This window comes from Thalassospira sp. A3_1 (assembly GCF_017744215.1).
GTDB classification, from domain to species: Bacteria; Pseudomonadota; Alphaproteobacteria; order Rhodospirillales; family Thalassospiraceae; genus Thalassospira; species Thalassospira lucentensis_A.
Window position 1 is genome coordinate 121,683 of record NZ_JAGHQQ010000005.1, and the last position, 25,308, is coordinate 146,990.

General features: G+C 56.1%; 20 protein-coding genes. 10 read left to right on the top strand and 10 right to left on the bottom strand.

Going from position 1 to position 25,308, the window contains the following annotated elements; all coding sequences use genetic code 11:
* Positions 1–120 precede the first annotated feature (120 nt).
* Positions 121–372 (bottom strand): hypothetical protein, encoded by a 252-nt coding sequence (locus tag J7395_RS18665; RefSeq protein WP_114110667.1) that lies wholly within the window; start codon positions 370–372, stop codon positions 121–123.
* 320 nt (positions 373–692) lie between these two features.
* Here J7395_RS18665 and J7395_RS18670 point away from each other — a divergent pair, with 320 nt between their 5' ends.
* The gene (locus tag J7395_RS18670; RefSeq protein ID WP_209223130.1) at positions 693–1,190 is read left to right on the top strand and encodes a DUF2165 domain-containing protein; all 498 of its coding nucleotides are present in this window, start codon (positions 693–695) and stop codon (positions 1,188–1,190) included.
* A gap of 75 nt (positions 1,191–1,265) precedes the next feature.
* Here J7395_RS18670 and prfB read toward each other — a convergent pair.
* The 4 genes from prfB to J7395_RS18690 all read right to left on the bottom strand — a co-directional run bounded on the left by prfB (position 1,266) and on the right by J7395_RS18690 (position 8,329).
* Positions 1,266–2,394, bottom strand: a protein-coding gene (prfB, locus tag J7395_RS18675; protein ID WP_114110669.1) for a peptide chain release factor 2 whose coding sequence is annotated in 2 segments (ribosomal slippage) — positions 1,266–2,324 and positions 2,326–2,394 — 1,128 coding nt in all. Because the reading frame shifts where the segments join, the coding sequence is not laid out codon by codon here.
* Between the two features lie 171 nt (positions 2,395–2,565).
* Positions 2,566–4,137 (bottom strand): alkaline phosphatase D family protein, encoded by a 1,572-nt coding sequence (locus J7395_RS18680; RefSeq protein ID WP_209223132.1) that lies wholly within the window; start codon positions 4,135–4,137, stop codon positions 2,566–2,568.
* Between the two features lie 213 nt (positions 4,138–4,350).
* Positions 4,351–6,780: a penicillin-binding protein 1A gene (locus J7395_RS18685; RefSeq protein ID WP_062952193.1), complete on the bottom strand. Its 2,430-nt coding sequence runs from the start codon at positions 6,778–6,780 to the stop codon at positions 4,351–4,353.
* 265 nt (positions 6,781–7,045) lie between these two features.
* Positions 7,046–8,329, bottom strand: coding sequence for an N-acetylmuramoyl-L-alanine amidase (locus tag J7395_RS18690; RefSeq protein ID WP_114110671.1), 1,284 nt, complete (start codon positions 8,327–8,329; stop codon positions 7,046–7,048).
* A gap of 645 nt (positions 8,330–8,974) precedes the next feature.
* On the opposite strand from J7395_RS18690, the gene J7395_RS18695 reads away from it, so the two are divergent.
* Positions 8,975–11,953: an Rne/Rng family ribonuclease gene (locus J7395_RS18695; RefSeq protein ID WP_209223134.1), complete on the top strand. Its 2,979-nt coding sequence runs from the start codon at positions 8,975–8,977 to the stop codon at positions 11,951–11,953.
* A gap of 85 nt (positions 11,954–12,038) precedes the next feature.
* Here J7395_RS18695 and J7395_RS18700 read toward each other — a convergent pair whose 3' ends face one another.
* Complete coding sequence (locus tag J7395_RS18700; protein WP_209223136.1) at positions 12,039–13,190, bottom strand: aminotransferase class I/II-fold pyridoxal phosphate-dependent enzyme; 1,152 nt, start codon at positions 13,188–13,190, stop codon at positions 12,039–12,041.
* A 75-nt stretch (positions 13,191–13,265) separates the two neighbouring features.
* Positions 13,266–14,555: a gamma-glutamyltransferase gene (locus J7395_RS18705; protein WP_231858286.1), complete on the bottom strand. Its 1,290-nt coding sequence runs from the start codon at positions 14,553–14,555 to the stop codon at positions 13,266–13,268.
* Positions 14,556–14,568: 13 nt separating this feature from the next.
* Between J7395_RS18705 and J7395_RS18710 the strand changes: the two genes are divergently transcribed.
* The 3 genes from J7395_RS18710 (at position 14,569) to J7395_RS18720 (ending at position 17,536) form a co-directional block, all read left to right on the top strand.
* Positions 14,569–16,002 carry a M48 family metalloprotease gene (locus J7395_RS18710; RefSeq protein ID WP_231858285.1) on the top strand — a complete coding sequence of 478 codons (1,434 nt, stop codon included), beginning with the start codon at positions 14,569–14,571 and terminating at the stop codon, positions 16,000–16,002.
* Positions 15,999–16,688 carry a hypothetical protein gene (locus J7395_RS18715; protein ID WP_231858284.1) on the top strand — a complete coding sequence of 230 codons (690 nt, stop codon included), beginning with the start codon at positions 15,999–16,001 and terminating at the stop codon, positions 16,686–16,688. The genes J7395_RS18710 and J7395_RS18715 overlap by 4 nt, the downstream gene beginning before the upstream one ends.
* Before the next feature lie 98 nt (positions 16,689–16,786).
* Positions 16,787–17,536, top strand: coding sequence for a DsbA family protein (locus J7395_RS18720; RefSeq protein ID WP_231858283.1), 750 nt, complete (start codon positions 16,787–16,789; stop codon positions 17,534–17,536).
* Between the two features lie 112 nt (positions 17,537–17,648).
* Here the strand turns inward: J7395_RS18720 and thiS are convergent, their stop codons facing one another.
* Positions 17,649–18,644, bottom strand: a complete 996-nt coding sequence (gene thiS / locus J7395_RS18725; protein ID WP_209223138.1) for a sulfur carrier protein ThiS — start codon at positions 18,642–18,644, stop codon at positions 17,649–17,651.
* 244 nt (positions 18,645–18,888) lie between these two features.
* On the opposite strand from thiS, the gene aroQ reads away from it, so the two are divergent.
* The 5 genes from aroQ (at position 18,889) to J7395_RS18750 (ending at position 22,641) form a co-directional block, all read left to right on the top strand.
* Complete coding sequence (gene aroQ / locus J7395_RS18730) at positions 18,889–19,335, top strand: type II 3-dehydroquinate dehydratase (RefSeq protein ID WP_209223140.1); 447 nt, start codon at positions 18,889–18,891, stop codon at positions 19,333–19,335.
* Between the two features lie 11 nt (positions 19,336–19,346).
* Positions 19,347–19,796, top strand: coding sequence for an acetyl-CoA carboxylase biotin carboxyl carrier protein (accB, locus tag J7395_RS18735; RefSeq protein ID WP_114110677.1), 450 nt, complete (start codon positions 19,347–19,349; stop codon positions 19,794–19,796).
* A gap of 16 nt (positions 19,797–19,812) precedes the next feature.
* The gene (gene accC / locus J7395_RS18740; RefSeq protein WP_062952087.1) at positions 19,813–21,156 is read left to right on the top strand and encodes an acetyl-CoA carboxylase biotin carboxylase subunit; all 1,344 of its coding nucleotides are present in this window, start codon (positions 19,813–19,815) and stop codon (positions 21,154–21,156) included.
* Between the two features lie 300 nt (positions 21,157–21,456).
* Entirely contained in the window at positions 21,457–22,104 is a 648-nt protein-coding gene (aat, locus tag J7395_RS18745; protein ID WP_247742278.1) for a leucyl/phenylalanyl-tRNA--protein transferase, read from the top strand.
* A gap of 54 nt (positions 22,105–22,158) precedes the next feature.
* A complete protein-coding gene (locus J7395_RS18750) occupies positions 22,159–22,641 on the top strand; it encodes an N-acetyltransferase (protein WP_209223144.1) in 483 nt (160 codons plus the stop codon).
* A gap of 82 nt (positions 22,642–22,723) precedes the next feature.
* Here J7395_RS18750 and J7395_RS18755 read toward each other — a convergent pair whose 3' ends face one another.
* Entirely contained in the window at positions 22,724–23,785 is a 1,062-nt protein-coding gene (locus J7395_RS18755; RefSeq protein ID WP_209223146.1) for an ElyC/SanA/YdcF family protein, read from the bottom strand.
* Positions 23,786–24,008: 223 nt separating this feature from the next.
* Complete coding sequence (serA, locus tag J7395_RS18760; protein WP_114110680.1) at positions 24,009–25,250, bottom strand: phosphoglycerate dehydrogenase; 1,242 nt, start codon at positions 25,248–25,250, stop codon at positions 24,009–24,011.
* Between the last annotated feature and the right edge of the window lie 58 nt (positions 25,251–25,308).

Genomic DNA, 25,308 nt, shown 5'->3' on the forward strand with positions numbered 1-25,308 from the left:
ATGGCGTCCATTTCATCGTCAATGAACCGCCCTGCCAACAGAATTTATCGCAGGTTTTGTGAGCGGACGGGAAAAACACTATGTACGGCATCTTGATAACGGCGGGAAACGAAGGGTTTCCTAGCCGCGCAGGATACCGTCATTGTAATCTTCGTAACGCTGATCGGCGGGCACCGGGCGATAGAATTCCGGGTCCAGCAGCGTCGTTACCGCGATAAGCGTCGGCGATTTTCGATCCCGAACCTTGGTGATCAGGGCATGATCGACCGGTCTCATCTCGCGGATTTTGACAACTTCGAAAACAGGGCCATTCGGGGTGGCAAGTTTGAACTGGTCGCCAACAGCGACCTGGCCATGGGACTGACGCGGCATTTTTGGACTTCACCTGACTGATAGACGTTTGCTCAAGATGCAAAACCCGTCGAGGCCCTATTTTTCAACGACTTGGCCCTTTCGTTTTTCAACGGATTTTGCGTATGGGCAATATACTGCCAGACATATCAGGCGAGACTATGACAGAAGCGGGATTTTTACGGGCAGAAGACATAAAAATGCAGCAATCGAAATCGCGGTATTCCGGCCCTGTCGGGCGTTCGGGCACGGGCATTATCCCTGACCAAACTTTTCTGCCGGTTTACAATAGATTAGACTGCGTCTGATCGATATTGCACTTTCATGCCGGGGGCATCAGCATGCTTGCGATCCGTTTATCCAAAATCCTGACCGTGGCGGCGATTGCCCTGTTTGCAACACTGGTCGCCTTTGGCAACATCACCGATTACGGTAGCAATTTCGAATTCGTCCGCCATGTTTTGATGATGGACACGATCTTTCCCGACAGCACCATCAAATATCGCGCGATTGAAAGCCCTGCCCTGCATCATGCCGCCTATATCGCGATTATCGCGACCGAGGTGCTGACCGCGATCCTGTGCTGGATCGGGGCGTGGAAATTATGGTCGGTCCGCTATGCCACCGCCGCACTTTTCAATAACAGCAAGGGATATGCCATCGGTGGCCTGACCGTTGGCTTTCTGCTGTGGCAGGTGGGGTTCATGTCGATTGGCGGCGAATGGTTCGGCATGTGGATGTCCGATACATGGAACGGTATTGAATCGGCCTTTCGCTTTTTCATCACCATCCTTGCAGTCCTGATCTATGTCACGCTTCGCGATGGTGATGTCGATTAGGGCACCAGCCCGCCCTAAACAAAACACCCCGCCAGTTTCCTGTGCGGGGTATTTTGTTTGGTAATCCGGTTCGGATCAATCGATGTCTTCGACCTCACCGGCGGAACCGGTGACCTTGGCAGCGAGGGCTGCCGCCATGAAGTCATCAAGATCGCCGTTCAGAACGCCCTGGGTGTCGGATGTTTCAACACCGGTGCGCAGGTCCTTGATCATCTGATAGGGCTGCAGCACGTAGGAACGGATCTGATGGCCCCAGCCGATATCGGACTTGGTATCTTCAAGCGCCTGGGCTTCGGCTTCGCGTTTCTGAAGTTCGGCCTCGTACAGGCGGGCTTTAAGCATCTTCATCGCGGTATCGCGGTTTTTGTGCTGTGAACGGTCGTTCTGGCACTGCGCGACGATACCGGTCGGAATATGCGTGATACGCACGGCCGAGTCCGTTCTGTTAACGTGCTGACCACCGGCACCTGATGCGCGGTAGGTATCAATACGAAGGTCCTTGTCGAGCACTTCGATATTGATGTCATCATCAATCACCGGATAGACCCAGCAGGACGAGAAGCTGGTATGGCGGCGCGCGGCACTGTCATAGGGCGAAATACGCACCAGACGATGCACGCCGACCTCGTTTTTAAGCCAGCCATAGGCATTGTGACCGGTGACTTTATAGGTCACCGATTTGATGCCGGCTTCCTCGCCATCGCTTTCTTCGAGCATTTCAAGCTTGTAGCCCTTGGACTCCGCCCAGCGCACATACATGCGGGCCAGCATGCTGGCCCAGTCCTGTGCCTCGGTCCCGCCGGCACCGGCGTGGATTTCAAGATAGGCGTCATTGGCATCGGCCTCGCCCGAAAGCAGGCTTTCAAGTTCGCGCTTGGCGGCGATTTCGCGAATATTGCGCAGGCCCTGCTCGGCCTCGGCAACGGTTTCGTCATCGCCTTCGGCTTCGCCAAGTTCGATCAGACCGATATTGTCTTCGAGTTCCTGGGCAAGCGCCTTGTAGCCATTGATGGCATCATCAAGCCGGGTACGTTCCTGCATGACTTTCTGCGCGTTTTCCGGCTTGTCCCACAAGGTGGGATCTTCGGCCAGCGCGTTCAGTTCGTCGAGGCGTCTAAGAGCGTTATCCCAGTCAAAGATGCCTCCTCAGCAGTGCCATCGACTGCTTGATTTCATCGACCAATGCCTGTGCTTCGGCGCGCATTGATGTCTCCGTTATTCATATGAAATTCTGTAAGGCCGCGAAGGATCGCAGCAACTTCGGCGGCGCTTATAGCAGTTTTTGCCCCGATTGAAACCCCCGCGGGGACATACAACAGGCATGGAAAAACCCGGCACATCAAATGCGCCGGGTTTAAAGGTGGTATCGCGCGGCCTAGCTGTAAACCGGATCGAGCGTCACGGTATAAAGTTCTTCGTCGGCAACATCGCGAAGCGACACGCGGAACTGTTCGTTTTCAGCATCGATATCGACAAGGCCAAAGAACTGCAGACCAAAGGACGGCGGCAGGTTTATGCCCTGTTCCTTGGTCGGGTGTTTGGTAAACATCACCTGCGGGCCAAAGGTATTGTCCATGGCATTTGGCCCGAATGTTCCGGCATGAAGCGGACCTGAAACAAATTCCCAGAACGGTTCGAAATCCTGGAACTGGGCCTTGTTCGGGTCATAGTAATGGGCCGCAGTGTAATGCACATCGGCCGTCAGCCAGACGGTATTGAGAATACGGGCCGATTTGATGAAACGCAGCAATTCGACAATGTCAAATTCGCGTCCGGCCGGGGCACCATCCCCATTGGCAAGGTTTTCGAAATTGTCGCCATCGCCAACCACCATGCCAATCGGCATATCGGACGCGATGACCTTCCAGGTGGCGTTGGAATTCAGAAGGCTGCGTTTAAGCCATTCGATCTGTTCCCGGCCAAGGAAGACGGTCTTGTCATTTGGTTCCGGGCTGTTATTGGCATCGTTCGCACCACGATAGGTGCGCATATCAAGGAAAAAGATATCAAGTGACGGGCCGTAGGACACCTTGCGATAAACCCGCCCCGGTTCGGACGCATGTTCGGTGATCGGCAGCATTTCGCGAAACGCCCGGTTGGCACGTGCGGCCAGAAGGGATACCGATTTTTCGGTGTAGCGATCATCCCCGGTCAGCATTTCACCCGGATACCAGTTGTTGGTCACTTCGTGGTCGTCCCACTGGTAATAGACCGGGATCAGGCGGTTGAATTCGCGAACGTTTTTATCAAGCATGTTGTATTTATAATTGCCGCGAAACTCGGCAATGGTTTCGGCGACCTTGCCGGTATCCTCGGTCGTGATGTTTTTCCAGATATCGCCATCGGGCATTTTTGCCTCTGCGGCGAACGGGCCATCGGCATAGATGGTATCGCCGGAATGGATGAAGAAGTCCGGGTTATGCCTGGTGATCGTGGCATAGGTTTTCATGCCGCCGCGATCCTCGTCAATGCCCCAGCCCTGCCCGGCGGTATCGCCTGACCAGCCAAAACGGATATTGCGCTTTGCCGCCGGTGCCGTACGGAAATGCCCGATCACCGGTTCCGACGATGCCCGGCCATCATCGAGATTTTCGAAATGGATTTTGTAAAACACGTCCTGCCCGGCCGGCAGATCATTCAGCGCAAGCTTGCCCGCGAAATCACGTTCCGGCAGGACATCGACATGCGGAATTTTGACTGAACGTGCGAAATTTTCCGTTGTGGCAATCTCCGTGATCATGCGCGACGCACGATCCGCACGCCCCCAGATGCAGGCGGAATTGGCGGTGACATCGCCACTTTGCACGCCATGGGTGATCAGCGGACGATCAGCCGCGCGTGAAATTGACGGCATGAAAAAGCCACCCATGGCAGATGCCGCACCGGCCGTGGCCGTTACAGTGGCGGTCGTGGTCAGGAATTTTCGGCGGGAAACACGAAAAGACATTGAAAGAACCCCTTCAAAATTTGAAGTAACACCTTGAAGAGTATGACAAATTCAAATGACAGGACGGTTGCGGCCCGTTGATGGTTTTATCAACATTTGATGACAAAGTCGCGCGCAATACGACACACGCGTCCCTGCCCGCTTTTCAAATGAAAAAGGCCGGATGCAATTTGCACCCGGCCCGTAACTATCGGCGCAAGATCGCACCAAAGATCAGTAGATACCACCCGGGCTTGAAACCCCGCCGGTATTGCCTTCGGCACCGACACCGCTATAGCCGGCATCGCCACCATCAATAACATTGTCATTCGACGACGGAATGGTACCGGCTTTGAAGGCTTCCCAGATAACGTTCTGATCACCGGGACGGGCCGGAAGGCCGGAACGGGCCTCGACGCGAACCATGCGGATGCCGGGCGGCGTTCTGAACGGCACGGCTTTCGTACCTTTAAGTGCATCGCCCATGAACTGCTTGAAGATCGGGGCGGCCGCACTGGCCCCCTGTTCCTGATCGCCAAGCGAGCGGTTATCGTCAAAGCCGACATACACCCCAACCGCAAGGTCGGGCGAGAAGCCAACAAACCATGCATCTCGGCTGTCGTTCGTGGTGCCGGTTTTGCCGGCCAGCGGATAGCCGAGTTCACGAATGCGACGCCCGGTACCGCGTTCAACCACGCCTTCAAGCATCGATACCATCTGGAACGCACTTGCCGGATCGGCAAGCTGTTCGCGATTGTCCGGAAGTTCGGGCGGCATCTGATTGCGGAATTCAACATCCTGACATTCCGCACACTGGCGTTCGTCACGACGGTAAATCACTTCGCCGCGGCGGTTCTGAATACGGTCGATCAGGGTCGGAGTGATTTTCTTGCCACCATTGACCAGTTCGGCATAGGCCGCCGTCAGACGCATCGCCGTAGTTTCAGCAGCACCCAGCGACATCGACAGAACCTGTGGCAGGTCATCGACGATCCCGAAACGTTCGGCATAATCGGCAACCTTGTCCATACCGATGGTCTGCGCCAGACGCACCGTCATCAGGTTACGCGAAAGTTCGATACCCAGACGCATGGTCGAAGGACCATAGAACTTGCCGCTATAGTTGCCCGGCTTCCATTTGCCAAGTCCCGGCCCCTGATCGATCACGAACGGCGCATCAAGAACCATGGTCGAGGGGGTAAAGCCCTGATCAAGGGCCGCGAGATACACAAACGGCTTGAAGGCAGAGCCCGGTTGACGGCGGGCCTGTGTCGCGCGGTTGAATTTCGACATATCATGCGAAAAACCACCCGACATCGCCAGAACGCGACCGGTATGCGGGTCCATGGCGACAAGAGCACCATTGACCTCGGGAATCTGGCGCAGACCATAGGTGTTTGGCGGCAGTTCCTCGCCATCGAGTTCGGTGAAATGCTTTACATAGATCACGTCGCCGGCTGACAGCACATCGGACGGGCTGTTGACGGCGGGACCAAGCGTCTGGCCTTCTTTCCATGCGCGCGCCCATGTCAGGAAACGCAGCGGAATGCGCCCCTGCTTGCCCGACAGAAGGCCCAGCGTGACTTCATCGCTGCCAACGCGCATGACAACGGCCTTGTCCCACGGCACATCGTTTGGCGTTTCGACTTCGCGCAGTTTCTGCTGCCAGTCATCGGCCAAATCAATATTGGTGATCGGGCCGCGCCAGCCATGACGACGATCATATTCGACCAGCCCTTCGACCAGCGCCTGATCGGCAATGGTCTGCAGGCGCGGATCGACCGTCGCACGCACCGAAAGCCCCCCATCATACAGCATGTTTTCGCCGTAACGGTCGACAAGCTGACGGCGGACCTCCTCGGCGAAATAATCGGCACGATATGTATCGACCGACTGGCGTTCCTTGGCGATCAGCGGGCTTGCCCATGCGGTCTGGGCTTCGGTTTCGGTGATGAATTTTTCTTCAAGCATCCGGCCGATCACCCAGTTGCGGCGCGCCTTGGCCTCGTCATGGTTGCGGACCGGATGATAGTTCGACGGTGCCTTTGGCAGGGCGGCAAGATAAGCCGCTTCCTCGATATTGATTTCATCAAGAGATTTATCGAAATAGCGCAGGGCTGCGGCGGCAACGCCATAGCTGCCATTGCCGAGATAAATCTCGTTCAGATAAAGTTCGAGGATGTGTTCCTTGGTAAAGGCACGTTCGATACGGAATGAAAGGATCGCTTCCTTGACCTTGCGTTCATAGGAAACTTCGCTGGTCAGAAGGAAGTTTTTGGCGACCTGCTGGGTAATGGTCGACGCCCCGACCGGACGTTTGCCCGAGCCCATATTGGCAACGTTGGTCACGGCAGCGCGCAGCACGGATGCGAAATCAATGCCCGGATGGCTGAAAAAGTTTTTATCCTCGGCCGCGACAAACGCATCAACAACAACATGCGGGATCGAGGTGATCGGCACGAAAACACGTTTTTCACGTGCATATTCGGCGATCAACGCCCCGTCACCGGCGTGAACGCGCGTCATGACTTCGGGTTCGTAGGTTTCAAGCTGGGTGTAGTCGGGCAGGTCCTGACCGAAATGCCAGAAGATCGCCAGAACGCCAATCCCCCCGGCAACCGCCATGAGGAAGAGCACACCGAAAATACTTAGTAAAATACGCATAAACAGGTCTTTATCATTTTGCTGTTTTGGCCTGATCCGGCTGGCGCGCACCAAAGCGCATATTCCGGAGAATTGCAATCAGCCCTATCATAGCGGCAAAAAAGTGACAGCGTTGTGATAGCGCGCACGATTACCGCAAATTTCCTTACAGACCGGGGAATAACTATACTCCCGCCACCCCGTCAAAGCGAGGACTGGCTTTTCCACCTTGCGGAAAATCGCGCAAACCACCCATGCGAATTTTCCGATTCCGGAATTCAGGATTCTAGAATTTGTGCTTCTCGAAATAGATATCAATCGCGCGTAGCACGGCTTCGGCAACCTTGCGCCGATGTGCCGGGCTTTGCAGAAGCTTGGCATCCGTCGGGTTGGACAAATAGCCCATTTCAAACAGGGCCGATGGAATATCCGGTGCCTTAAGCACGGCAAAGCCCGCGAAACGATGTGTACGGCGTTGCAGTTCAATGCTTTTGCCGAGTTCGGAGACCATGTTGGCCGCAAGGGTCGCCGACAGGTTCATGGTTTCACGCTGTGCCAGATCGATCAGGATGCTCTGCACCAGCGAATTTTCCTCTGACAGGTCAATACCGGCGATCACGTCGGCCTTGTTTTCCTTTGATGCCAGTGCGGCGGCTTCCTTGTCCGATGCGTTTTCAGACAGGGTATAGACCGACGCACCACGATGCTTGGAATTGCCAATCGAGTCCGCATGCAGGGAAATGAACAGGTCGGCACCGTTTTTACGCGCGATTTCGGTTCGCTGGCGCAATTTCAGGAACACGTCCTTGTCACGGGTCAGAAGCACGCGATATCGACCGGAATCAGTCAGAACCTTTTCAACTTCGCGCGCCGCGGCAAGCGTCAGGTCCTTTTCATAAACCCCGCCCACCCCGATCGCCCCGGGATCAACGCCACCATGGCCGGCATCAATTGCAATCAGCGGCTTTTCCGAACCGCCACGACCGGATTCCACGGCCACATCGGCACTTTGTTCCGTGGCACTGGTGTCGTTGCGGCTGCGGGCGGAATAGGCTTCCATACTTTCACGCGACGCCGTCATAAAGGCGTCCCGCTTGGCCGGGGACAAATCGACGACAAGACGATGCGGTTTGCCTTCTGACGCCGGTAGCGTGAATATTTTTGACACCAGTGCCGGTTCGGCAACATCGAGAACCACGCGGAAGGTACCCGGTTTAAACAGGCCGTAACGCAACCCGGAAATCAGACCACCGCCGGATGTCACCTTGCCCGGGGGGGCGCTCCATTCGATTTCGGGCATGTCGATGATAACGCGATATGGATCGGGCAGCAGAAAATAGCTGAATTCGACATCATGGTCGAGATCGATGACAAAACGGGTATAGTCGGGATAAACGCCAAGGCGCGCGCCAAGAACCTTGGTTTCCTGCGCATTTGCGGTGGCAAAAAAGCCAATGCAGATCACCAGCGACAGACATAGTGCGGCGATCATCCGGACGGATTTTTGTCCGACCAAGGACAGCTTTTCTGTCGTCGCATTTGCCTGCGAACCCGTTTTAACTGATACCATCGCCCTGCTGCGTTAATCGTGGTGATGCGGATTACCCGTTTGCGCTTATAGCAACGCGTTGGTTAACGGGCAATTGACCGTCCATGAAACACACGACGCGAACAACATTCCCGGTTCTGGTATTCCCGACATCAATGTAAACGGTAAAAACATTGCAGGATCATGGATTTGGCAGAAGGCATCCGTGATTGGCGCATTCGGGCGAAAAACTTTGCCATTTTCAATTCAACCGCAATAAAGTCATCGGACAACGTAACAAAACTGTTTGTCGCGCGACTTCAAAAGGGATATGTTGCACCCGAGATTCCTATGTCTTGCGGTGTGAACCTTATTAATCCGCCAGACTGAGGACGCGACGAGGCCAGTTCTCGGGTCGGTGTCTCGGTGACGCGGCAATTCCCGCTCCCGATAGAGCCCTCCCATTCAAGGCTGTCTTGGCGCGCTCGAGATTACGCAACCAATTTTTGTTTCAACACCAAAACCAGGTCCGAACCGGAAGAGCAGCCGAAACGCGATGAACCAGATATATACAGGACATATCGCGACCTTGATGGACGGCGCCTCCGGATACGCCGGTTTGTTTGCATACCAGCGCAACATCGCTTTACGCAGGAAACTGGCGGGACCTTCAGGAACAGGTTCCGAATGGTCAAACGCATGCTTATCGATGCAACGCACTCGGAAGAAAGCCGTGTCGTTGTTATTAATGGAAATCGCCTAGAGGAATACGACGTCGAAACTTCGACCAAGAAGCAGATAAAAGGAAATATCTATCTCGCGAAAGTGACGCGTGTAGAACCGTCCTTGCAGGCGGCCTTCGTCGATTACGGCGGAAACCGCCATGGTTTCCTCGCCTTCAGCGAAATCCATTCCGACTATTACCAGATCCCGGTCGCAGATCGCGAAGCACTTTCGCGTAGCCATAGCGACGTCAAGGATGCCGACATCGTCGAAGACAATATCGGCGACGCATCCGAGGGCAACGATACCCCGAAAAAAGAAAAGAAACCGGCCCGTACCCGCAATCGCCGCAAACCACGTGCGAAGGCATCGGACGAAACCGCGGTTGAAACCGATGCAGAAGCACCGGCAACCGACGAAAATGCCGATAGTGCGGCAACTGTTGCGGCAGACGCCCCGGCAAGTGACGATGCAGGCGATGAGGACGCAAAGCCACGCCGTCGTCGCACACGCAACCGTCGCAAGAAATCCGATGATGTCGAGGCATCAGGTGATGACAGCGCGGATGCATCGTCGAATGACGGCGATGATACCGATGGATCGGGCGGCGGTAATGCTGCCATGTCGGCCGAAATTGCCGAACTGACCGTCGATATCGAAACCGAACCGGCCGGTGCGGCCGAAGGCGAAGAAGAAATCGATGATCTGGGTGGCGACGACGGGGACGAATTCTCCGACAGTCATCGTCCGCAGATGCAGAAACGCTATAAAATTCAGGAAGTGATCAAGCGCCGCCAGATTCTGCTGGTGCAGGTCGTCAAGGAAGAACGTGGCAACAAGGGTGCCGCCCTTTCGACCTTCCTGTCGCTGGCGGGCCGTTATTGCGTACTGATGCCAAACACCCCGCGTGGTGGCGGCATTTCGCGCAAGATCACCAATGCACAGGACCGCAAGCGCCTGAAATCCATTCTGGCCGAGCTGGAAATTCCGGACGGCATGGCCGTTATCGTGCGTACCGCCGGTTCGGAGCGCACCAAGGCCGAGATTAAACGCGACTTCGATTATCTGATGCGTTTGTGGGATCGTATCCGCGAAACCACCCTTCAGAGCCAGGCACCGTGCCTGATTTATGAAGAAGCCGATCTGATCAAACGTTCCATCCGTGACCTTTATGCACGCGATGTTGATGAAGTTCTGGTCGAAGGTGACGAAGGTTACCGGATCGCCAAAGACTTCATGAAGATGTTGATGCCGTCACATGCGAAGCGTGTGCAGCCCTACAAGGATCAGGGCGTGCCGCTGTTCCACCGTTTCCAGGTGGAAAGCCAGCTTGACGCGATGCTCAATCCGGTCGTTCAGCTTAAATCGGGTGGTTATATCGTTATCAACCCGACCGAGGCACTGGTCGCGATTGACGTGAACTCGGGCCGTTCGACCCGTGAACGCAACATCGAAGAAACCGCATACAAGACCAACCTTGAAGCCGCCGAAGAACTGGCCCGCCAGTTGCGCCTGCGCGACCTTGCCGGTCTGATCGTCGTCGACTTCATCGATATGGAAGATCACCGCAACCAGGCATCGGTTGAACGCAAGCTTAAGGAAGCGATGCGCAATGACCGCGCCCGCCTGCAGATCGGCCGTATCAGCCCGTTCGGTCTTTTGGAAATGTCGCGTCAGCGCCTGCGTCCGTCGCTTGTTGAAAGCGCGTTCGAGGTTTGCGCCCATTGCCGTGGTGTCGGCCTTGTCCGTTCGATCGAAAGTGCGGCCCTTCACCTTCTGCGCGTGCTTGAAGAAGAAGGCATGCGTCGTCGTTCCGGTGCTCTTACCGTGCATGTCGCAAGCGAAGTCGCGCTTTATATCCTGAACCGCAAACGCGATACGCTGGCTGAAATCGAACAGCGTTACGGCTTCACCGTCATGATCTTTGGCGATGACAGCCTGATTTCGCCAGATCACCGCATCGAACGCACACGCGCGAAAAAAGGTGATGAAGAAGAAGCCCTGCCGGTTCTGAACACCGACAGCGTTTCGCTGACGGCGATTGAAAGCCCGGTTGAAGCAGACGAAGACGACGAAGAAGATGACGTCGCCGAAGCCCGTGACACCCGCGATCAGCGCGATGACGATGATCAGGGCAACAAACGCCGCCGTCGTCGCCGTCGCCGTCGTGGCCGCAATGATGACCGTGATGATCGCAATGATCAGAATGACGCCGATGCATCCGATGATGCCGCCGGTGCATCGGATCGTTCCGATCAGGACGATAACGAAGATGATGACGATGACGAGGCACAGCGTAAACGCCGTCGTCGCGGCAAACGTGGTGGTCGCCGTCGTTCGCGCCGTCAGGAATTTGAAAACGCACCGCGTGTCAAATCGCCTGCCGATGATGCACAGGCAACCGCCCTTCGCCGGGATCGTGATCACAGCGCACCGGAAGGCCATGCTGAAGACCAGGTTGTTGATGCCAACAGCGAAGGTCAGGACGCAGACAGCTTTGATCAGGAAGGTGTCCGCGCCGGTCGCCAGCGCAGTACGACCGCCCCGGCACCGGCACGGCCGCGCCGCGAACGTCGTGATCGCAATGACAATCGCCGCAATCGTCGGGATCGCAATGACCGTAACGACCGGGCTGATGTGAAAAACATCCCGATCCAGAGCGGCCCTGCCCCGGAAACCGCGGAAGAAATCGCCAAGGAAGCGGTTTCGGCACCGGCACAAAGCCCGGCGGAAACCGTGGTGGAAAAACCGGCAAGCCCGGCCCCTGCCCCCGCGGCAGCACCGGCAGCGGAAAAATCCGAACCGAAGGCAGAGCCGAAGAAACCGGCACCGAAAGCCGAAAAGGCCGCCGAGCCGGTGGCAAGTGAACCGGTTGCAACTGAGCCGGCAAAAGACGAAAAACCGAAGCCGAAGAAACGCGGCTGGTGGAGCCTTGGTCGTTAAGATCAGTATCCGACAAAATCAAAAAGGGCTGCCGAATATTCGGCAGCCCTTTTTCTTTGCGACGTGATCAGAAATGCAAAGGCGCTTATCGCTTCCAGTTCTTTAATGCCGCAACCGCGCCCAGCATGGTGGCCTCGCTGTGCGCGAACGAGAAGCGGACATAATGTTTGCCGCGCAGGCGATCAAAATCGGTGCCCGGCGTGGTGGCAACACCGGTTTCATCCAGCATGCGACGGCAGAAAGCCTCGCTATCGGATGTCAGATCGCGAACGTCGGCATACAGATAAAACGCCCCATCCGCCGGGGCGAATTTGGTGAAGCCCGCAGCGGGCAGTTCATTTAGCAGAATTTCGCGATTGCGCGCATAGGCCGCGACATTCGCCTGCAATTCGTCCTCGCAATCAAACGCCGCGACGGCGGCGATCTGCGACAATGCCGGGGCCGAAATAAACAGGTTTTGTTGCAGGCATTCCACCGCGCGCATCAGATCAGGCGGCACCACCGCCCAGCCCAGACGCCAGCCCGTCATCGAGAAATATTTCGAGAAGCTGTTGATGATGATCGCCTCATCACCGAATTCAAGGGCGGTGCATTCCCGCACATCGCCAAATGAAATGCCCTGATAAATCTCGTCACTGATCAGGCGAATACCGTTTTCCCGGCAGTAGGTCGCCAGTTCACGGTAGGTTTCGACATCGATCATGCTGCCCGCCGGGTTGGACGGGCTTGCAACGATCAGGCCGTCAATCGGATCATCAAGATCGCGCAGCATGGCAACGGTCGGCTGATAATGGCTTTCGGGGCCAGCCGGCAGATTGACGGTTTCAATGCCAAGTGCGGTCAGGATGTTGTGATAGGCCGGATAGCCCGGTGCCGCCATTGCGACACGATCACCGGCATCAAAGGCCGCCAGGAACGCCAGCACGAAGATCGAGGACGAACCACTGGCGACACAGATGCGTGACGGATCGACCGGCGTGTTGAATTTGCGCTGATAATGACCGGCAATGGCTTCGCGCAGGGGATCAATTCCCATCGCATTGGTATAGCCGATCAGATCGTTATCAAGGGCACGTGCCGCGGCCTCGCGGACCTTGCGCGGGGCTGGTGTACCGGGCTGCCCGACTTCAAGGTGAAAGACAGCCTTGCCATCGGTTTCGCGCGCATTGGCGGCACGCATGACATCCATGACAATAAAGGGCGAAATGGCACCGCGACGCGATTGTTTCAAAGCCATGTGTGGGGTCCTGCTTTGTATCGAGAAAATCGGGGCAGGAAAACCTGCCCCGATGAAATGTCCGTAAAGAGTGGCTTACTGCGTGCCGGCCATGCCGCCGCCCGCAGGGTCGGCGATGAACTGGCAGCTTTCGGGATGTGGCGGGATCCCTTCAAGGCAGCGCACGATATTGACCGCCGGTTTGCCATCCGAATTCATCGGAACATTGGCAGCAGCCCCCTTTTCGATCAGGTCCTCGGCCATGGTCGCAATCTGTTTGGTTGCCCCGGCCGGGGTGCCGGTACCGGCGATGCCATAATAATATTCAAAGACGAACGGGTTCACCATAAGGGCCGGGCCCATCAGCGGGGTCTGGGCATAGCCCGCATCCCCGGCGGCAAGGTTAAGACCGAACGCATCGGCACCGAGCCCCGCGCCAAACGGCTTGTTCATCGTGGTCATGCAGGCAACCGCATTGGCCGCACGGTCCAGCACGACAAAGCCGCTGCGACCTGTATTGGACTGAACGTTGCTGTCGGCAGCATCGATATCGGCCAGATAGCGGTTCAGGACCGCACCAAGTTCGGTGCTGGCATCAATGACCGCACGTCCGGACTCCGCACGCGGCGGATAGGCCAGATACAGTGTCTCGTTACCCACCTTGACCTCGGTCGCGGATTTCCATTGCGGTTTGTAATCGCGCATGTCTTCGGCGGTCAGTGTCCCACCGGCATTCTGCACGGCGGTTGCAATCTGGGCACCAAGGGCACCGTTATAAAATTCACCTGGTCCCTTGACCCGAAGGGATGTCAGAAGCGCACCGAGATTGACCGAGCGAATCCGGTCGCCGACCTGCAATGTATTGCCATCAGGCATGAAAACATCACGCAGAATCGGGCTTGCCTCGATCCGGTCGCGATTGGCTTCGATGTCATCCACCATCGAACGCGATACCGGCACACCCAGGCGGGCATATTGTTCAGCCGCCGACAGGAGCTGCGGCCATTGCAGGCGACCGTAACGCGCACTAAGCGCATAAAGCCCGCGCGGGACGCCCGGAATGGTGGTTGCAGTCTGGCTGTCGGCAGTGCGAGTCCCCGGACGCGGCCAGAAATCAAGCACTTCGACCTTTTTCGACTGGCGATCATGAACAACGCACACCCCGCCGCCGCCAATACCGGCGACCGAGGATTTGGTCACCGTCATGGTCGCGTAAAGCGCAACAGCCGCATCCGCCGCCGTACCGCCCGCCGAAAGAACGTCGCGTGCGATGCGAACCGCGCGGGGTTCGTCGGCGACCACGCCACCAAGGAAACCACTGACGGCCCCTATTTGGCCAAGATTTTCAGTATTATCGCTACTGCAGGCAGCGAGACCGGCAGTCATTGCGATTGCCGTCATGATCCGCCATGATGGCTTGCGCGTCGGCAACCTGTCCGCACTGGTCGGGTCGACATCGGATGAACGAGAACACGGAACGCACAATTTGCTCAGACGCATTATTACTCTCACTGCCATTTTCCTTGTTGCCCTGCCCAGCACAGTTTTTGCGCAGGGTCGTTCTTTTATCCGGGATACCGAGATTGAGGAAACCCTTCATCTCTATGCGACCCCGATATTCAAGGCTGCCGGGCTCGATCCGCGCGGCGTTACTGTCTATATCGTCTCAGATCCCAGCCTGAACGCATTCGTTGCAGGTGGCCAAAAGCTTTTTATCAATACTGGCCTCTTGTTGAAAGCCCAGACTCCCGAACAGGTTATGGGCGTGATGGCCCACGAAACCGGCCACATTGCGGGCGGGCACCTTTCGCGTATTCATGACCAGCTTCGAAATGCCTCGGCGATATCGATTCTGTCAACCATCGTCGGTGTTGCCGCCGGTGTTGCCGCCGGTCGTGCAGATGTCGGTACGGCCGCCGTTCTTGGCGGCCAGAACGTGGCAGAACGCAATTTCCTGGCTTATTCGCGGACACAGGAAAGCAGTGCCGATCAGGCCGGTGTCAACTTCCTGACCGATGCGGGGATTTCATCGCGCGGTCTGATGGAATTCATGGAAACGCTTGAAGGTCAGGAATTGCTGAGTACTGCACGTCAGGACCCGTATCTGCGCAGTCACCCGCTGACGACCGAACGTGTCGAGTTCCTTGAAAACTATACTGCGAATTCACCGTTAAGGGACGCCAAGGTCGATCCGGTTCTGTATGAACGCCATGCCCGTATGCGTGCAAAACTGTATGCCTTTACCAACCATATCCAGCATACGTTGCGCACCTATCCCGAAACCGACACCAGCATTTCGGGGCGTTATGCACGCGCGATTGCCTATTACCGGGACTCGCAACTCGATCCGGCGATGAAGCTTATTGACGAGCTGATCGCCGAAGAACCGGAAAATCCGTATTTCGAAGAACTTAAAGGTCAGGTCCTGCTGGAATTCGGCAAAGCCAAGGAAGCCACCGACCCGCTTCGCAAAGCCGTCGAACTGTCCAACGGTGCACCTTTGATCCGACTGCTTCTGGCGCATGCGCTGATTGAAAGCGGCGACAGCAGTGTCCTGCCGGAAGCCAAGGAAAACCTTTTGGGGGTTCTTTCGGTTGAACGCAGCAATGCCTCGGCATGGCGGTTCCGGGCGATCATCGAAAACCGTCTGGGCAACGAAGGCGAAGCGTCGCTTTCGCAAGCGGAATACAGCCTTTTGACCGGGGATCGGGAAGCCGCGAAATATCACGCGGTTCAGGCCGACCGGAAACTTGAAAAAGGCACCGCGACCTGGCAGCGCGCGCAAGACATCATTCGCGCGACCGATCCGGAAGGCAAGGACAACCGGAATTGACCGCAATCGCCCCAAAATGGGCGGCGATGCGGTTACCGGCCCCTCGCCGTATCGGCCTTGCCTTTGCGGTGTTTTATCTGTTGACCGGATGCAGCCTGCCCGATGCCGGGGTGAGCGTCGAGGGGGATCTGAAGCTTCTTTATGCCCCCTTCCCGCTGAATAACCCGCCCCGGTACTGGCATTATGCAGAACGTCCGGCAAAGCTTGATACGGGTGAACAGTCAAAGGCCAACAGCCTTTACTGGGAAGATATCGACGGGCGCATCGCGCTTGCCATGCGCCCGGCAATCGGCACATTTGAACTTGGCCGTCGTACCAATATTGCAGTTCTGGCATCCCCCTATCTGTCATTCGATTGGTTGATGAACGCATCGGCACAGCCCGGCGATACCGAGCTTGTCCTTGGTTTCCGGGCGCAATCGCATGGCGATTGGGGCGAAAGCGATCTGGGGGCAGGGAAACCGCCCGTCGATCATGTGATCCGGCTTCCGATTGGGGGCGACATGACCGGTATCAAGGAATGGCAACGCGATTATTTCGATCTTTCGGCACTGCATCGCCGATACTGGCCCGACACAGATACCATCGATGTCCGTCTGGTATGGATCGGGATTGCCGCATCTGGTGATCAAGGGGCTGATGTGGCCGGTGTCACATATCTCTCGCATATTTTACTTTCCCGTTAGGTACCCGTCCCGTATCAATTAGCCAAAGAAATCAGGTCCCGCGCGATGCGAGAAACATCCGGGACAAAGACAACAAGGGATTTTCGATGAATTCGCACATGATCAAACGCCTTCTTGGCGGTGCCGCCATCATGCTTTCGCTGGGTTTTGCCATGGGCGCACCGGCACAGGCGGAAGAACTAAGCGATGCGCAGAAGGCCGAGATCGAAGGCGTGATCGAACAGTATCTTCTGGAAAACCCGGATGTTCTGCTGCGTGCGATCCAGAATGTTCAGGTCTGGCAGACAACCGAACAGGCCCGCCAGCAGGCCGAAGCCATCGAGCCGGTTTGGGATGCGCTGGTAGCCGACAGTTCGGTGCCATCGGTTGGCCCGCTTGATGCGCCGGTGACCGTGATCGAATTTTTTGATTATCACTGCGGTTATTGCAAACGCGCCTTTGACGGCGTGAAGGAACTTGCAGAAAATTCCGACGGTAAAATCCGCACCATGTTTGTTGAATTCCCGATCCTGCGCGAAGAAAGTGCCGATGCGGCACGTGCGGCACTGGCCGCGGCCAAGCAGGGCAAATACATGGAAATCCACGCGGCCTTCATGGAAAACCGCGGTATCCTTGACGAGGCACAGATCAACACATTGGCCAAAGACGCAGGTGTCGACGTTGATCAGATGCGCAAGGACATGCAGTCACCGGAAATCAATGGCATGTTACAGCAATATGCCGCCATGGCGCGCAGCATCGGGGTCAATGGCACCCCGGCCTTCCTGATCAATGGTCAGATGGTGTCGGGTGCGGATATGGAACGCGTCAATGCGCTGGTCAAAGCCGGACTTGAACAGGCGTCCTGATTTTACGCCAAACCGCTACTACGGATGCAGTCAATCCGTTACGCAGTCTGAATAAAACAAAAGCCCCCGTTTCGATACCGAAACGGGGGCTTTTTATCGGGCATCTATGCGATCAGATCAAACCGGCCAACGGCGAGGACGGATCGGCATATTTTTTCTTGGGCATGCGACCGGCAAGGAAGGATTCACGACCGGCGATGATCGCGTGTTTCATTGCGCGCGCCATGCGGATCGGGTCCCTGGCACCGGCAATCGCGGTATTCATCAGAACGCCGTCACAGCCCAGTTCCATGGCAAATGCCGCATCGGATGCGGTGCCGACACCGGCATCGACGATCACCGGCACATTGGCGTTTTCCTTGATCAGCGCGATATTGACCGGGTTGAGAATCCCCATGCCCGAACCGATCAGCGATCCCAGCGGCATGATCGCGACACAGCCCATATCTTCAAGCATCTTGGCCTGAATGGGATCGTCGCTGCAGTAAACCATCACGTCGAAACCATCCTTGATCAGGGCCTCGGCGGCCTTGAGGGTTTCGGGCATGTTGGGATAAAGCGTCTTCTGATCGCCCAGAACTTCAAGCTTCACCAGATTCCAGCCACCTGCCTCGCGGGCCAGACGCAGGGTCCGGACCGAGTCATCAGCCGTAAAGCAACCCGCCGTATTGGGCAGATAAACGTATTTTTTCGGATCGACATAATCGACCAGCATCGGCTGGGACGGGTCGGTCAGGTTAACACGACGCACGGCAACCGTGACCATTTCCGCGCCCGATGCATCAATCGCGATGCGGGTTTCTTCGAAATCCTTGTATTTGCCGGTACCGACGATCAGACGCGATTTGAATTTGTGGCCCGCGACAACGAAACCCTCGTCATTGGCGGACGCAAGATCGGAATCCGAGGAACCGCCACCAATAAAATGCACGATTTCAAGCTTGTCGCCATCGGCAAGTGCAGTATCGCCATAAGCCGTTTTCGGCACGATTTCGAGATTGCGTTCCACCGCGACCTTGGTCGCGGTAATCCCGAGTTCACCGAGAAGATCGGCAACGGTTGCTGCGGTTTCGATGGTGCGGTCTTCACCGTTGATGGTCAGGCGCATCTGTTCGTCTTGTCCTTGTGGTATCAAAATATTCACCTATTGGCGCGCAGTATGCGCAGCTGCCGGGCGAGAGGCAAGCTGTGATCGGCGGATTCTGCCATGCGGGGCACACAAAGCTGCAGCAATGGCGATGATGTCAACATGATCGTGTGGTTACAGTCACATGCCTCGTCCGAATGCAACGTTGCGTCAGACTTTGGTCGTGTTATAAACGCATCACTATATGTTGGGCATGTGGGAACGGATGACAAAACCCGTCTACATTCTGAATGGGCCGAATTTGAACCTGCTGGGACAGCGTCAGCCGGAAATTTACGGTGCGACCACCTTGCAGGATATCGACAACATGTGTTCTGCACATGCGTCGAAGATTGGCCTGTCCGTCGTCTTTCGCCAAAGCAATCACGAAGGCGAGCTAGTTGACTGGATTCAGGAAGCCCAGCAAGAAGCTGCTGGCATTATTATCAATGCTGGGGCATATACGCACACATCGGTTGCGATCCTTGACGCATTGCTGGCATCCGATTTGCCGGTCGTCGAGGTGCATCTGTCAAATATTCATCAGCGGGACGCATTCAGACATCATTCATACGTCTCGAAAGCTGCAAAAGGCATGATCTGTGGTTTTGGCGCGCAGGGTTACATTCTTGGCCTTGATGCCATCAGATCACTGATCCACACACCATCATAAAAGATATCGAAATGAGCAAGTTCAACATCGACAACGATACCATTCGCCAGCTCGCAGAGCTGCTGGACGAGACCAACCTGACCGAGATCGAAGTTGCCGCAGGCGACAATCGCATCCGCGTCGCCCGTCAGGGCACCATGGTTGCAGCCGCTCCGGCAGCTGCACCGGTTGCCGCTGCTCCTGCTGCGGCCCCTGCTCCGGCGGCTCCTGCCGATGCGGGTTCGCATCCGGGTGCTGTTAAGTCGCCGATGGTTGGTGTCGTCTATTTCGCGCCGGAACCCGGTGCCGCACCGTTCATTTCGGTCGGTTCCAGCGTTTCCGAAGGCCAGACCCTGATGCTGATCGAAGCGATGAAAACCTTTAACCCGATCCGTGCACCGAAGTCCGGCAAGGTTACCCAGATCATCGCAACCGACGGCCATCCGGTCGAGTATGACGAGCCGCTGGTCATTATTGAATAAGCCGGGGTAACACCGCATGTTCGACAAACTCCTGATTGCCAACCGTGGCGAAATCGCGCTTCGTATTCAGCGCGCCTGCCGCGAAATGGGCATCAAAACTGTCGCGGTGCATTCCACCGCCGATGCCGATGCCATGCATGTCCGCCTGGCAGACGAAGCCGTCTGCATCGGCCCGGCCGCATCGAAAGACAGCTATCTGAATATTCCGGCGATCCTGTCGGCTGCCGAAATCACCGGGGCGGAAGCCATCCATCCGGGTTACGGCTTCCTGTCGGAGAATGCCGACTTTGCCGCCATGGTCGAAGAACACGGCTTTGCCTTTGTCGGTCCGTCGGCGGAACATATCCGCATGATGGGTGACAAGATCACCGCCAAACTGACCGCAGCCAAACTGGGCATTCCGGTTGTTCCGGGGTCGGACGGGGAAATCACCACCGTTGCCGAAGCCCAGAAATGCGCCAAGGAAATCGGCTATCCGGTCCTGATCAAGGCATCGGGCGGCGGCGGCGGCCGCGGCATGAAAGTGGTCGAGCGCGACGAAGACCTTGCCGAAGCCTTTTCCATGACCCGCAAGGAAGCATTGCAGAACTTTGGCAATGCCGCGGTTTATATGGAAAAGTACCTTGGCAAGCCGCGCCATATCGAACTTCAGGTTATTGGCGACTCCCACGGCAATGCCGTCCACCTGTTCGAACGCGACTGCTCCCTGCAGCGTCGTCACCAGAAAGTGCTTGAAGAAGCGCCTTCGCCGACACTGACACCGGAAGAACGCGAACGCATCGGTTCCACCGTTGCCAACGCCATGCGTGGCATGGGCTATCGCAATGCCGGGACGATCGAATTCCTGTATGAAAATGGCGAGTTCTATTTCATCGAAATGAACACCCGTCTGCAGGTCGAACATCCGGTAACCGAAGCCATTTCAGGCGTTGACCTTGTGCGTGAACAGATCCGCGTTGCGGCTGGTCTTGAACTGTCCTTTACGCAGCAAGATCTGGAAATTCACGGCCATGCGATTGAATGCCGTATCAATGCCGAAGATCCGGAAACCTTCGTGCCGTCACCGGGCAAGATCAAGGAATATCATGCACCGGGCGGTTTGGGCGTTCGTGTCGATAGCGGTATCTATACCGGCTATTCGATCCCGCCCTATTACGACAGCATGATTGCAAAGCTGATCGTGCATGGGCGTGACCGCGAAGAATGCATGATGCGCCTGCGCCGTGCATTGGCCGAATATGCGATTGGCGGGATCAAAACCACCATTCCGCTGCATCAGAAGCTTCTGGCGCAGCCCGATATCCAGAAAGGTGATTACGATATTCACTGGCTGGAGAAATTCATGGGCATGAAGAAGTAATTTTCTTTATCCCGACGCGAAAAAGCGGGGCTTCCTTTCGGGAGCCCCGCTTTTGTTTGGGAATTTCCGTTAACCCAGCACGATGCATCAGGCGCGAGGCGATGGCGGCCCCGGCAAAACAACCAGCGAAGAAATTTCGAGCATTTTACCGATCCCGGTACGAAGAATTAATCATCCATTTCGATTATCATGCCAAAGATAGCTGACGGACCGAAAGCTGCTATCTTGTCAGACCAGTGCGCGTTCACATATGTAAACAGACGACTTGCAAACAGGACCGAAACCATTATCACCGCGATCATGTCGAACCAACTGACCCCTGATCTGTTGATCCGTGCCTATTCGGTCGGCCTGTTTCCCATGGCCGAAAGCCATGATGACCCGACCCTTTACTGGATTGACCCGGAATGGCGTGGCGTATTGCCACTGGACGGCTTTCATGTACCCAGAAGCCTGCGCAAAACCGTGCGCAAAGGGACATTCAAGGTCCATGTAAACAAAGCCTTTCCCGATGTCATTCGTGCCTGTGCGGAACCCACCGCCAGCCGGGACGATACCTGGATCAATGACAATATTCTTGATGCCTATTGCGCACTTCACAAGATGGGCTGTGCGCATTCGATCGAGGCATGGCTTGATGGCAGGCTGGTAGGCGGGCTCTATGGCGTCAGCCTTGGTCAGGCGTTTTTTGGCGAAAGCATGTTTTCGCGCGCGACCAATGCCTCAAAGGTGGCGCTGGTGCATCTTGTCGCCCTTTTGCGGCAGGGCGGTTACACACTGCTTGATACCCAATTCGTCAATGATCACTTAAAACAGTTCGGGGTGGTCGAAATCCCGCGAGAACGCTATCGTTCCGATCTTGCCCGTGCGCTTGCCGGACGGGCAAGCCTTCCGTTTGAAGCCGATCCCGAATTTATCGAACAGGTATTGCAGCAAGGTGATCATTGACGCCACCGCCCCTGCCCCACCCCGCACCTCTTCCAGAAAAGACTGAACATCCCGATGCAGATACGGCCTGCCACACACAATGATATCCCGAAAATCCTTGAAATTGTTGCCCCGGTCCTGCGTGCTGGTGAAACCTATGTCATGCCGACCGACATGACCGATGACGAAGTGCGTTCCTATTGGATGGGGCCGGACAAGGAAACCCTTGTTGCCGAGGAAGACGGGCAGATTGTCGGCACCTATTACCTGAAGGCCAATCAGCCCGGCAATGGCGCGCATGTCGCCAATTGCGGCTATATGACCGCCCCGGATGCAGGCGGACGCGGAATTGCGCGGCGGATGTGCGAAGACTCGCTGATCCGGGCAAAAGATCGCGGTTTCAAGGCCATGCAGTTCAATTTCGTCATCGCCAGCAACAAGGCCGCCGTCCATCTTTGGCCGCAGCTTGGCTTTGAAATTGTCGGACGGTTGCCCGGTGCCTATATGCACCCGGTACATGGTGAAACCGACGCGCTGATCATGTATCGCAAACTTTAATCCTTCTGCTGCGCCCCTAAACGAAAACTGACGCCACATGGGCGTCAGTTCACTGTTTGATCGGCGATTTCGAATTGCCTGACTATTGCTGCAGGCCGGGGAATGCCCAGATGCCTGATACGCGCAGCATATCGCGATAGACGACAAGCTTTTCGCTGTCGCTGACTTTAGATGCTTCTTCGATGCGGTCGAAATCCAGCGCGATCAGGGGATGAACCGGTGCATCCAGACCATATTGATCCAGCGCATCCTGAAGCACGGTTTTGGCGCGACGCATATGGCTGGCACTGGTGACCAGAATGACATCATCGGTGGTGTGTCGGTTCAGAAGGTTTGCGATATTCAGCATGTTGCCAACGGTGTCTTTTGACTTGTCCTCGACCATGATCCGGTCGCGATCAATGCCCTGCTCCACCAGCCAGCGCATCATCATGTCGCCTTCGGTCACGCCCGATTGCGGCTGCCCCCCGGTTACCATGACACGCGCGGTCGGATTTTCTTTTGCCGCTTTCAGGCCGATTTCAAGGCGCTGCATCAGCGGTTCGCGCATGGTGCCATCTTCGGCAAGCGCATAACCCAGAATGACGATGGTGGATTTTTCGCCCAGTACCGGGACGTCCTGATTGGGGGCCTCGGCCATGTTGGCATCCGCGCGCAGGAAGCGTTTGCGATAGGCATCCGCACTGTCGCGGTCAATGCCGGCCATCGCATCCATATAATTGCGATACTGATCGTCATCACCGCGAATATGGGCCAGTGCCGCCAGCCAGGTATAGGCATCAAAGGCATGCGGATCGACGCGCGTGATACCGATATAGGTTTCGGCCGCCTCGTCGAGTTTCTTTTGCAGAATACGGGCCGATGCGATCCCGTATCGCAGATCAATCCGTTCCGGTGCCAGTTTTGACGCCTCGGCAAAGGCCTGTTCAACGACATCGTATCGACCATGCAGGGTGATGCCCTTGAATACTTCGGCCTCGGCCTTTTTGATGTCGCCACCCGACCAGTAATAATGCATTCCCGTGTCGACCAGTTCGCGAATACGCGCCCCGTCCGTGGCATCCGCCGCCATTGCCGTGCCAAAAACCGCACCCGCCAGCATCAGCGAAACACCACAACCAACAGCCAATTTCTTTATTGTCATTGTTCTTGTCCTACTGTGAAGTCAACCAAACTCAGCAGGATAATCCAATCATGAACGATACCTTTTGAGTACCACAATGTTCAGGGCAACCGGGAATGATCATAATTCCGTAAAATTGGTATTTATTGGTATTACATTTTCAATACCAGTCTTTCGCCACGGCCAATAAAAAAGCGGCGATGCAAATTGCACCGCCGCCTTTGTGACTCGATTTCCGATCCTATCAGAACAGGAAGCGGACCCGAAGCGTACCGTCGATGGCTTCGAGTTCCTTGCGGATACCAAGGCCCGGCTGGATTTCCTCGTCGACCTCGACAACCACGTAACCCACGCCGCCTTCGGAACGCAGATACTGGCCGCTGATATTCATGCCGCGGGTGGCAAACACGTCGTTGATTTTCGACAGAACGCCCGGAACGTTGCGGTGAATATGCATGAAACGGGTGTGTTTGCGATCTTTGACCGGCAGCGAAACTTCCGGGAAGTTGACCGCGCCAAGCGTCGATCCGTTATCGGAATAGGTGATCAGCTTGTCAGCGACCTCTACACCGATATTTTCCTGTGCTTCCTGGGTGGAACCGCCGATATGCGGGGTCAGGATCACGTTCGGCATACCGCGAAGCGGGCTTTCGAACACTTCATCCTTGCCGGCAGGCTCGACCGGGAAAACGTCCAGTGCTGCACCGGCCAGATGGCCGCGTTCAAGTGCAGCCGCCAGATCGTCAATCACGATAACATTGCCGCGTGCCGCGTTGATCAGATGCGCACCCGGCTTCATCTTGGCGATTTCGGCCGCAGTGATCATGTTTTTGGTCTGTTCGTTGGCCGGAACATGCAGCGAAACAACATCCGACCGTGCCAACAATTCATCCATCGAGCTGCACGAGGTGGCATTGCCCATGGCAAGCTTGTTGATCACGTCATAATAAATGACATTCATGCCAAGCGATTCAGCCAGAACCGACAATTGCGACCCGATATGGCCGTAGCCGATGATGCCCAGGGTCTTGCCGCGTGCCTCGTAGGAGCCCTTGGCATTTTTAAGCCAGCCACCGGCGTGGGCCGCCTTGTCACGCTGCGGGATACCGCGCATCAGCATGATGATCTGGCCCAGAACCAGTTCGGCGACCGAACGGGTATTGGAATAGGGTGCGTTAAAGACCGGAATACCGCGCATCGCGGCAGCTTTCAGGTCAACCTGATTGGTGCCGATACAGAAACAGCCGATAGAGGTCAGCTTGGAGCCGGCATCGATAACGTCTTCGGTCAGTTTGGTGCGGGAACGGATGCCCAGAAAATGCGCTTCGGAGACGACGGATTTCAGTTCATCCGCATCAAGAGCAGCAGGGTAGTGGTCGACATTAGAGTAGCCGGCCTCTTTGAACATCTTTACAGCGTTTTCATGGATACCTTCGAGTAGGACGATCTTGATCTTGTCCTTCTCCAACGAAAGCTTGCTGTTCACGGCGCACCATCCTTTTCTTTGCGAGGGCGACACGGGCATTTCCCGAGCCGTAGGGCCG